Origin of the sequence: Streptomyces sp. NPDC058401, assembly GCF_042722885.1 — a bacterium.
Classification (GTDB): Bacteria; Actinomycetota; Actinomycetes; order Streptomycetales; family Streptomycetaceae; genus Streptomyces.
Genome location: NZ_JBHXKA010000201.1, coordinates 1 through 10,106 on the forward strand (window position 1 = coordinate 1; position 10,106 = coordinate 10,106).

Below are 10,106 nucleotides of genomic sequence, written 5' to 3' on the forward strand. Positions count from 1 at the left end.
CCCGGGGCCCCTGCGGCCAGTACGGCCCCGAGGGCGAGCCCCAGGGGCCCGAGGGTCCACTTCCTTGCTGACATGACGCTCCGTCCGTCGCCCGCCGCCGCGTGCGGGCGGGCCCGTACAGGCTGGCGGCGGGCTCCGGCGAGCCGGGCGGACCGACACTCCCCCGCTACGGCATTCCGGTACGACAATCACCCGACTGGGGTGTCGGGTGAGGGGACGGGTGAGGGGACGGGTGAGGGGACGGCACGTGACGAGGGGTCAGGCGATCGCGGAACCGGCGACCCAGGCGGGCCAGGACATGTTCCAGCCGCCCAGCCCGTTGTCCGGGGCGACCGTCTTGTCCTGCGAGTTCACGACCTCCACCACGTCGCCGACCAGGGTCCGGTCGAAGAACCAGCCGGCCGGGGTGTCCGAGCCGCCGCCCTTGTTGTCGCGCAGTCCGATGCAGCCGTGGCTGACGTTGGTGGAGCCGAAGGTGTCGGGGCTGGCCCAGTAGTTGCCGTGCAGGAAGGTCCCGGAGCGGGTGAGGCGGATGGCGTGCGGGACGTCGGGGATGTCGTACTCGCCGCCGAAGCCGACGGTCTGGCCGTTCATCCGGGTGACGTCGAAGAGCTCCATCACCACCATCTTCCCGTTGTAGGTCATGTTCTTCGGCGCCCCGGCGGTGATCGGCACGGTGGACAGCAGCTCGCCGTCGCGCCGCACCTCCATGGTGTGCGCGGCCGCGTCGACGGTGGAGATCTGGGAGCGGCCGACGGTGAAGCGCAGGGTCTTGTCCTGGATCCCGTACGAGCCGGGGGCGCCCTCGACGTCCCGCAGGCCGATCTTCACCGTGACCTCGGTGCCCGGCTTCCAGTACGTCTTGGGCCGGAAGTCGAGGCGCTCGTCGCCGAACCAGTGGCCCACCACCTCCACGGCCGGGTCGGAGGTGATCGTGATGGCTCGCTCCACGTCGGCGCGGCGTTCGATGGACCGGCTGAACCCGAAGGAGATGATCATGCCGGTGCCGACGGTCGAGCGGTTCTCGGGCTTGAAGTAGCCGATGAACCGCTCCTCGGGAACGTAGGTGGTGAAGGTGGTGTGCCGGGCCTGGCGGCGGTCGTGCCCGTCGAGCGCGACCGCGTCCACGGTGTACTTGGCCGCGAGCGCGAGCCGGCCCGACGCCGGGTCGGGGCTCCAGCTGAGCCCGTCGACGGCGATGGCGCCGGGCACCGTCTCCTCCTGCGCGTCCTCCACCTTGGTGACCACGACCCGTTCGAGGCGGCCCTCGGGCACGGTGATCCTCAGCGGTCCCTCGGCCGGCACCCCCCTGGCGTTGTCGTCGGGGGTGATCCTGATCGCCTCGTCCGGCGACCGGGGTTTGCCGGGCAGCTGGATCTCGATCGGGGAGCCGCCGTTCTCGGTGCATCCGGCCAGGCCTCCGAGGAGGCCCGCCCATACCGCCACGGCGGCCAAGCCCGCCCCTGCCCGCCTCGTCAGAAGAGTCACGTTCCTCCAACGACCGGGCCCCTCCGGGGGAAACGTGGGCGCGGCCCACGTTCCAGGCAGGACAGTCCGGGCAGAACAGTGGGAAGGACCAGACGGGGGCGGGCCGCGGCAGGGACGCCGGGGCCGCAGTTCCCCCACCCCCGCAGGTACCGAGAGCCGTGGAGGCGGGCAGTGTCGAGCGCAGCCGAGCAAGAGGCGGAGCCCCTGGCCGGGGTCGAGACCGGATCCGGGGCCGGGACCGGGCCCGGGGCCGAAACCGGACCCGGGACCCGGGTCGGTGTTCAGGGCGGGACCGGGGCCGGGGCCCTGACCGGCCACGGGACGGGGAACGGAAGCGGAAACGGCAACGGCAACGGCAACGGCAACGGGACCGGAGCAGGAGCCGCCAACGGGAGCGGCCACCCGGCCGGTCAGCCCCTGGGGCTGATGGAACCGCAGGTCAGGGGCCACGCCGTGGTGAGCCGCGGGGTGCCCGGGCCGCCCGTGTGGCCCGGCTCCTCGCATCCGCTGGGGGCCCGGTTCCACCAGGGCCCGGACGGGAGGGTCGGCACCAACTTCGCACTGTGGGCCCAGGGCGCGGAGGCGGTGGAGGTCTGCCTCTTCGCGGAGGACGGGTCGGAGAGCCGCTGCGCGCTGACGGAACTGACCCACGAGATCTGGCACGGGTTCCTGCCGGGCGTGCGGCCCGGGCAGCGGTACGGGTTCCGGGTGCACGGGCGCTGGGATCCGTGGACGGGGGCCCGCCACAATCCGGCGAAGCTGCTCCTGGACCCGTACGCGCGGGCCGTCGACGGGGACTTCCTGCTGCCGCCGGAGGTGTACGGGCACGTCCGCGACTGGCCGCAGCAGTACATCGCGGACACCGTGCGCGACGACCGCGACTCGGCCCCGCACGTCCCGAAGGGGGTCGTGGTCCACGATGACGACGACTGGGCGGACGACGTCCGGCCGAAGACCCCGTGGGCCGATTCGGTCATCTACGAACTGCACGTGCGCGGCTTCACCATGCGCCACCCCGGCATCCCCGAGCACCTGCGCGGTACGTACGCGGGCCTCGCGCACCCGGCGGCGATCGAGCACCTGACCGGGCTCGGGGTGACGGCGGTGGAACTGCTGCCGGTCCACCAGTTCGCCCACGAGGACCACCTGCTGCGCCGCGGCCTGCGCAACTACTGGGGCTACAACTCGGTCGGCTACTTCGCCCCGCACGCCGCGTACTCCTCCAGCGGTACGGCCGGCCAGCAGGTCGGCGAGTTCAAGCGGATGGTCAAGGCGCTGCACGCCGCGGGGATCGAGGTCATCCTCGACGTGGTCTACAACCACACCGCGGAGGCCGGCGAGCTGGGCCCGACGCTGTCGCTGCGCGGGATCGACAACCGGGCGTACTACCGGCTCCAGTCGGACCAGCGCCGGTACGCGGACTACACCGGCTGCGGCAACACCCTGCACGCCGGGCGGCCGCACGTGCTGCGCCTGATCACCGACTCGCTGCGGTACTGGGTCACGGAGATGGGGGTGGACGGCTTCCGCTTCGACCTGGCGGCGGCCCTGGCCCGCTCGATGCACGACGTGGACATGCTCTCGCCGTTCCTCGCGGTGATCGCCCAGGATCCGGTGCTGCGGCGGGTGAAGCTGATCGCCGAACCGTGGGACGTGGGCTCGGGGGGGTACCAGGTGGGGGCGTTCCCGCCGCTGTGGACGGAGTGGAACGACCGCTACCGGGACGCCGTACGGGACTTCTGGCGCGGCGCGCTGCCCGATGTGCGGGACCTCGGCTACCGGCTTTCGGGATCGAGCGACCTGTACGCGTGGGGCGGGCGGCGGCCTTACGCCTCGGTCAACTTCATCACCGCGCACGACGGTTTCACCCTGCGCGACCTGGTGTCGTACGAGTCCAAGCACAACGAGGAGAACGGCGAGGCGGGCCGCGACGGGACCAATGACAACCGGTCCTGGAACTGCGGGGTGGAGGGCGAGCCCGAGGAGGGCACGGATCCGCGGATCGCCGCGCTGCGCCGGCGGCAGCTGCGGAACCTGCTGACCACGCTGCTGCTGTCGACCGGGGTGCCGATGCTGGTGGCGGGCGACGAGTTCGGCCGGACGCAGGGCGGCAACAACAACGCGTACTGCCAGGACAACGCGACGAGTTGGGTGGACTGGTCGCTGCTGGAGGACCCGTCCTGGCAGGCGCTCCTCGCGCTGACCCGGCGGCTGCTGGCGCTGCGCCGGGCCCATCCGGTGCTGCGGCGCCGGGCGTTCTTCTCGGGGCGCTCGCAGGGGGCGGACGGGCTGCGGGACCTGGCGTGGTTCACCCCGGCGGGCGTGGAGATGACCGAGCGGGACTGGTACGCCCCGGCCGGGTCGGTGGGGCTGTACCTGTCGGGGCAGGACATCCCGGGCCGTGACGAGCGCGGCCGGCAGGTCACGGACGACAGTTTCCTGGCGCTGCTGCACGCCGGGGACCGGCCGGTGGAGTGGGTGCTGCCGGAGGCGCCGTGGGGCCGGGCGTACGAACTGGTCCTGGACACCTCCCGGGAGGACCAGGCGGCGGCGCCCGCCACCGTGCACCGCGGGGGCGGGAGCGTGACCGTACCGGCGCGCGCGGTGCTGCTGCTGAAGGTGGTGGGCTGAGGGTTGGGGGTGAGGGTTGGGGGCGGGGGCGGGGGGAAGGCGGTGAACCGAAGGCGGCGGGTGGAAGGCGGCAGAGTGAAGCCGGAGGGTCGGTGGTGGTGGGCCGATCCGGTCGGAAGCCCTCGGAACACCCTGCGATGATGTGGCCTTCGTACGCACGCACGCATACACGAATGTTCGAGGGGTTGTGTCGATGGCGAGTGTCGGGACCGCGTTGCGGGAGCTGCGCGGGGCGCAGAAATCGGCGAAGGGGGTGTCGCTCTACTCCCGGTTCGTCAACCGGCCCGTCGGGCGGTACCTGGCCGCCGGGTCGTACGCGCTCGGGCTCACCCCGAACCAGGTGACCCTGATCAGCGCCGCCCTGAGCTTCGCGGGCGCGGCCGCCGTCGCCCTCCTCTCGCCCTCGTGGGGGCTGGGGTTCGCGGTGTGGGCCCTGCTCGCCGTCGGCTTCGCCTTCGACTCCGCCGACGGGCAGCTCGCCCGGCTGCGCGGCGGCGGCAGTGCGGCGGGCGAGTGGCTGGACCACGTCGTGGACTGCGCGAAGCTCACCGCGCTGCACACCTGCGTACTGATCGCCTTCTACCGCTTCCCCGAGGCCTACGGGATCGGCGGCGGGCCGGACGGGGCCGCCTCGGCCGGCTGGCTGCTGGTGCCCCTGGGCTTCCAGCTCGCCGCCGTCGTGACCTTCTTCGGGGGGCTGCTGACGGAGAAGCTCAAGCCGAAGCCGGCGCCGGGGAGCGCGGCCGCCGCGCCGTCGGCCCTGCGCGCGGTGGCGCTGCTGCCCGTGGACTACGGGGTGTTCTGCCTGGTGTTCCTGCTCCTCGGCGGCAGCGGCGCGTTCCGCTGGGCGTACGCCGGGGCGGGTGCGCTGGCCGCGCTGTTCCTGGTGGCGTTCCTCGCCAAGTGGTTCCGGGAGCTCAGCGCCGTACCCCGCTGACCGGGACGGGGACCGGGACGGGGACCGGGACGACCGGGCCGACCGGGACGCGGACCGGAGGCCGAAGGGCCGGCCTTCCGCTCCGTCCCGCCGCTCTACCGTCCCGCCGTCCCGCCGCTCAGCCCCGCTGTTCCGTGGCGAGCGGTTCCGACAGCACGTCCAGGGCCCGGCGCAGCTGGGTGCTGGAGGTGTGGACCGTGTACGGGAAGTAGACGACCTCGACCCCGTGCACGGCGAAGTCCCTTTCCAGCTGGTCGCCCTTGGGGGTGCCGCGCCAGTCGTCGCCCTTGAAAATCACGTCGAAACGGACTTGTTTCCACGTTTCGACCTTGTCCGGGACGGTCTCGACAAAAGCGGCATCCACGTACTGCACGGCGCGGACGATCTCCAGCCGCTCGACGAGCGGGATCACCGGGCGCCGCCCCTTGGCGAGTTCCGCCATTTCGTCGGACACGACCCCGGCCACCAGGTAGTCGCACTGACTCCGGGCATGGCGAAGGATGTTGAGGTGTCCGATATGGAACAGATCGTAGGCGCCGGGCGCGTAACCGATGCGGTGAGGTCTACGCCCAGGCTCGGCAAATTCGGACATTTCCTGCTCCGTCACGTGTTATCCCCCAGAAGCCGCACACCCCGGTGTGGCGGATTAGCAGACAATAGCGTGCACGTTCCCTGTGTTGCCGGTGAACGAATAGGGTGACGTGCGCATCATCCTGGTGAGAGGGGGACGTCCAGTGTCGAAATCCGGTCAGCGGCGACTGCTGCTGGTTTCCACGAATTACGCCCCCGAGCACACGGGCATAGGCCCGTACGCCACCCAGATCGCGGAGCACTGGGCGGCGGATCTCGGTCACGAGACCCACGTCCTGGCGGGCATGCCGCACTACCCGGCCTGGTCCGTCGAGCCGGAGTACAAGGGGGCGCTACGGCGCACGGAACAGCGCGCGGGAGTGACCGTGCACCGGCGTGCGCACACCGTTCCCCCGCGCCAGACCGCCCTGCGTCGGGCCCTTTTCGAAGGATCGATTCTGCTGCACGGCACCGTGGCCCCGCCCCGGATGCCGAGGCCGGACGCGGTCCTGGCCCAGATGCCGAGCCTGGCCGGCGGCCTGGTGGCCGCCCGCCTCGCGGCGCGCTGGAAGGTCCCCTTCGTTCCGGTCGTCCAGGACCTGATGGGCGCCGCCGCCGCGCAGAGCGGGATCAGCGGCGGGGACAAGGCGGCCGTGTTCGCCGGGCGGGCCGAGGCCCACGTCCTGAAGCGGGCCGCCCTCGTCGGTGTGATCCACGAGACCTTCGTCGACCGGGTCGTCGCCATGGGCGTGGACCCGGGGCGCATCCGGCTCGTCCCCAACTGGTCCCACGTGGCGCTGCCCACCAAACCGCGCGGCCGCACCCGCCACCACCTCGGGTGGGCTCCCGGCCAGACCGTCGTCCTGCACTCCGGGAACATGGGCCTCAAGCAGGGGCTGGAGGTCCTCGTCGGCGCCGCCCGGCTGGACCCGAGCGTCCGTTTCGTGCTGATGGGCGACGGCAGCCAGCGCTCCGCGCTCGCCGACCTGGCGGCCGACGTTCCCAATCTCGACATCATCCCCCCTGCCGCGGACGGCGAGTTCCCGGATATCCTCGCCGCGGCGGACGTACTCGCGGTCACGCAGCACGCCGCCGTGATGGACATGAGCGTGCCGTCCAAGCTGACCTCGTACTTCCAGGCCGGCCGTCCCGTCGTCGCCTCCGTCGCGGCGCTGGGCGGGACCGCCCAGGAAGTGGAACGTTCGGGCGCCGGGGTGCTCGTACCGCCGGAGAACCCGGAGGCCCTGCTGAAGGCCGTACGGGCGCTGGCCGAGGACCCCGCGGGCGCGGACGCCCTGGGTGCGGCCGGGCCGCGCCACGTGGCGGCGCACCTGAGCCGTGAGGCGGGCCTCGCCCGCATCGACGCACTGATGGACGAAGCACTTGGGGGTCCCCGGCCGTGATCGAGACCAACCGCCCGGCAGCGGCTCCGGCCGAGGACGAACCGGACCTCCTCCGGGATCAGTTCAAGCAGCTCCTGCGCTACCGCCGGCTCCTCGCCGCGGGCGTGGGCATCGGCCTGCTCGGCGGGGTCTACCTCGGCGTCTCCACGGCGGACACCTACGTGGCCACCGCGGACATCGTGCTGCGCGCGCCCACCGACGACCCCTTCAACCCGAGCCTCGCCCCCGACAAGGCGATCAACATCGGCTCGGAGCGGCAGGTCGCGCTCTCCAGCTCCATAGCCAACGAGGCCGCGAAGAAGCTCGGGGTCGCGGCCACCGACTTCTCGGCCCTGCGCGCCGGTCTGCAGGTGACCAACCCCCCGCAGACGATGGTGCTGCGCTTCACCTACACCGCCGCCTCACCCGCCGAGGCCGCCAAGCGCGCCAACGCGATGACCGAGGCCTACCTGCTCAAGCGGCAGGAGGCCCTCGACGTCACCCGCGACAAGATGGTCAAGGGCTACCAGGACCAGCGCGACCCGGTAGCCAAGCAGCTCGACGATCTCGTCAAGCAGATCAACGGGATGCCGGCCGGTCCCGCGCGGGACGCCGCGTACTCCTCCAAGACCGACCAGCAAAGCAAGATCAACACGCTCAACGGCAACATCGCCAAGCTCCAGGCCCTGGACATGACCCCGGGCCGGGTCACCAGCTCCGCCGTCCCGCCCCACGGGGCCGACGGCCCCGGACTGCCCATGTCGCTCGCGCTCGGCGCGGCCGTCGGCCTCGCCCTGGGCCTCCTCGGAGCCTGGGTGCGCCTCGTCTTCGACCCGGCTCCGCGCTCCGAGGGCGACGTCGCCCGGGCCCTGCGCGCCCCGGTCCTGGGCTCCCTGCCGCGCGGCAAGGCCGACGGCGGGCCGCTGCTCGCGGCGGGCGAGGAAGACCCCCGGCTGGCCGAGGAGTTCCGCTCGGTGGCCTTCCGGCTCGCCTACGACGCCCGCTTCGCCGACCGGCGCCGCCTCCTGGTCGTCGCCCCGCGCGGCAGCAGCGAGATCGCCGCCGCCGTGGCGGTGAACCTGGCCGCCTCCTTCGCGGAGACCGGCAAGGACGTGCTCCTCATCGAGGCCGACCTGCGCACCCCGGTGCTGGCCAGCCAGCTGCCCACCGACGCCGCCGGCCGACCGCGCTGGAGCCAGTCGCAGGGCGGCTCGGGCGCACAGCACGCGGAGACCGAGTGGCCCGACGGTCGCCAGCTCCTCGTGGACGCCGGGGAATCGGGCAGCTTCGACCTGATCCCGGGCGAGCGGGTGCGCAACGTGCCCCGCGCGCTGACCTCGCAGCGGGCCTCCCGGCTGATCTCCGAGGCCGACTCCCCCAACTCCACCGTCGTGGTGCTCGCCCCGCCCGTGCTCTCGTACGCCGACGCCCTCGCGCTCGTCGACCGCGTCGACGGCGTCCTGGTGGTCTGCAACCCCGGCGCGGTGCGCCGCACCGACCTCTCCCGGATCCGCGAGCTGATCAGCGGGGCCGGCGGCACGGTGCTGGGCGCCGTCCTGCACGCGCCGCTGCCGGGCGAGAAGAAGCGCGGACTCGGCCGCAGCCCCAAGGGCGGCGGCCCCGCCGCCGAGGAACCCCTTCCCGCGCCCGCGCCCCCGCTCCGCTCGCGGGAGCCGCAGCCGATCCCCTACGAGGTCGCCGCCGCCGACGCCGCGCAGCACATCCCGGGCGACGGCACCGACACGGTCGCCCTGCGTACGGTCCGCACGGGCCGGCGGTGAGCCGGCGCGGCCTCGCGGCGGTCGCCTCGGTACTGGACCAGGCAGCGTCCAGCGCCACGAACATCCTGGTCCTGGTGCTGGCCGCCCGGCTCTCCTCGGCGGCCGGCTTCGCCGACTTCACGATGGTCTACGTGACCTTCACCGTGCTGCTCGGCCTGAACATGGCCTACGTGGGCCAGACCCTGGTGCTGGAGAAGGACGACCCCGGCACTGCCCGGCTGGCCGCGGCCTGCCGCTCCGGGCTCGCCTTCACCGGCGCCGCCTCGGCCGCGGCGGGAGCCGTACTGGCCCTCCTGGGGCTGCTGCTCCCCGGGGCCACCGGAGCGGCGTTCCTCGCGCTGGGACTCGTACTGCCCCTGGTGCTCCTCCAGGACGGGCTGCGCTACTGCTTCTCCGCCCTGCGGGTGCCCGGGCGGGCGCTGGCCGCCGACACGCTGCGCCTGGTGTGCGTGGTGTCCGCGCTGCTGCTCCAGCCCGAAGGCGCCCCGGCCGGGCGGCTGGTGCTGGTGTGGGGGCTCTCCGCGCTGCCCGCGCTCGCGCTCGGCCTGTGGCTGCTGCGGCCCTCGGTGCGGGAGGCCTCCGGTGGCGCCATCGACCTGCGCCCGTACCTGCGGCGCGGCTACCTGGGGCAGCGGTTCGTGGTCGAGTTCGCCGTCGGCAACGGCTCCAGCCAGCTCGCCGTGCTGGGGCTCGGCGTCTTCGCGACCCCGCTGGCCGTGGGCGCGCTGCGCGGCGCCACCACCCTCTTCGGGCCGCTGAACGTGCTGTTCAACTCCGCGAACTCCTTCGGCCCGCCGGTCGTCGGCCGGGCGTCGGGCAAGCGCGGGGTGGTCCGGCTGACCGCGCTGATGGGCGGCGCGCTCGCGGTGACCGGCGCCGCGTGGGGGGCCGTGCTGTACGCGCTGCCGGAGCGGGCCGGCCGCGCCCTGCTCGGCGACACCTGGCGGGCGGCGTCCGCACTGCTGCCCGCGACCGGAGCCCAGTACGCCGTCATGGGGCTCGGCACCTGTGCACTGCTGACCCTGCGGGTGCTGAACCCGAAGGCCACGCTCTCGCTCCAGGTGGTCTTCTCGCTGCTGTCCGTCGGGCTGCTGCTGGGCGGGTACGCCGTCTGGGGCGTGGCCGGGGCCGCCTGGGGCCTGGCCCTCGGCTCCGCCTCGAAGGCGGCGGCGGGCTGGCTGCGCGTGGCCCGGCTGCCGGTCCCGGGGCCGGCCCCCGAACCGGTCGGCGCCGGCGACGGCAGCGACTGGCTGACCGGAGGCTCGTACCTCGTGGCGCGCCGGATCCGGATGAACATCGAGACGTGGGACCGCACGT

Annotated in this window: 7 protein-coding genes; 5 read left to right on the top strand and 2 right to left on the bottom strand. The window is 73.3% G+C overall.

The genetic code is table 11. From position 1 onward, the window contains the following. Nucleotides 1–258 precede the first annotated feature (258 nt). Entirely contained in the window at nt 259–1,455 is a 1,197-nt protein-coding gene (locus ACFWNV_RS37565) for an Ig-like domain-containing protein (protein ID WP_383956143.1), read from the bottom strand. A 459-nt stretch (nt 1,456–1,914) separates the two neighbouring features. Between ACFWNV_RS37565 and glgX the strand changes: the two genes are divergently transcribed. Together glgX and ACFWNV_RS37575 are read left to right on the top strand one after the other, a co-directional pair. Then, nucleotides 1,915–4,119: a glycogen debranching protein GlgX gene (gene glgX, locus ACFWNV_RS37570; RefSeq protein ID WP_383956155.1), complete on the top strand. Its 2,205-nt coding sequence runs from the start codon at nt 1,915–1,917 to the stop codon at nt 4,117–4,119. 193 nt (nt 4,120–4,312) lie between these two features. Continuing rightward, nucleotides 4,313–5,056, top strand: a complete 744-nt coding sequence (locus tag ACFWNV_RS37575; protein ID WP_383956146.1) for a CDP-alcohol phosphatidyltransferase family protein — start codon at nt 4,313–4,315, stop codon at nt 5,054–5,056. A 118-nt stretch (nt 5,057–5,174) separates the two neighbouring features. Here the strand turns inward: ACFWNV_RS37575 and ACFWNV_RS37580 are convergent, their stop codons facing one another. Next, entirely contained in the window at nt 5,175–5,648 is a 474-nt protein-coding gene (locus ACFWNV_RS37580; protein ID WP_383956158.1) for an adenylyltransferase/cytidyltransferase family protein, read from the bottom strand. A gap of 172 nt (nt 5,649–5,820) precedes the next feature. On the opposite strand from ACFWNV_RS37580, the gene ACFWNV_RS37585 reads away from it, so the two are divergent. The 3 genes from ACFWNV_RS37585 to ACFWNV_RS37595 all read left to right on the top strand — a co-directional run. Continuing rightward, nucleotides 5,821–7,029 (top strand): glycosyltransferase, encoded by a 1,209-nt coding sequence (locus ACFWNV_RS37585; protein ID WP_383956161.1) that lies wholly within the window; start codon nt 5,821–5,823, stop codon nt 7,027–7,029. Then, complete coding sequence (locus tag ACFWNV_RS37590; protein ID WP_383956149.1) at nt 7,026–8,789, top strand: lipopolysaccharide biosynthesis protein; 1,764 nt, start codon at nt 7,026–7,028, stop codon at nt 8,787–8,789. The genes ACFWNV_RS37585 and ACFWNV_RS37590 overlap by 4 nt, the downstream gene beginning before the upstream one ends. Then, nucleotides 8,786–10,106, top strand: a 1,321-nt coding sequence (locus tag ACFWNV_RS37595) for a hypothetical protein (protein ID WP_383956152.1), incomplete at its 3' end; no start/stop codon positions are given. The genes ACFWNV_RS37590 and ACFWNV_RS37595, both read left to right, overlap by 4 nt.